We start from the raw sequence: 271 nt of genomic DNA on the forward strand, positions 1-271 counted from the left end.
CATATTTTTTTAAAGAATGGTGAGCCATGAAGGACTCGAACCTTCGACCCTCTGATTAAAAGTCAGATGCTCTACCAACTGAGCTAATGGCTCTTAATGGCTGGGCTAGCTGGATTCGAACCAGCGCATGACGGAGTCAAAGTCCGTTGCCTTACCGCTTGGCTATAGCCCATTAATTAAGAATGGTGGAGGGGGGCAGATTCGAACTGCCGAACCCGAAGGAGCGGATTTACAGTCCGCCGCGTTTAGCCACTTCGCTACCCCTCCGACA

3 tRNA genes are annotated in these 271 nt (G+C 50.6%); all 3 read right to left on the reverse strand.

From position 1 onward, the window contains the following. Positions 1–17: 17 nt before the first annotated feature. Positions 18–93: transfer RNA gene (locus BPMYX0001_RS03220), tRNA-Lys, on the reverse strand. Between the two features lie 4 nt (positions 94–97). Continuing rightward, positions 98–172 (reverse strand) — tRNA-Gln (locus tag BPMYX0001_RS03225). Between the two features lie 11 nt (positions 173–183). Further along, positions 184–267, reverse strand: a tRNA-Tyr gene (locus tag BPMYX0001_RS03230). Positions 268–271: the final 4 nt, after the last annotated feature.

The organism is Bacillus pseudomycoides DSM 12442 (genome assembly GCF_000161455.1).
Classification (GTDB): Bacteria; Bacillota; Bacilli; order Bacillales; family Bacillaceae_G; genus Bacillus_A; species Bacillus_A pseudomycoides.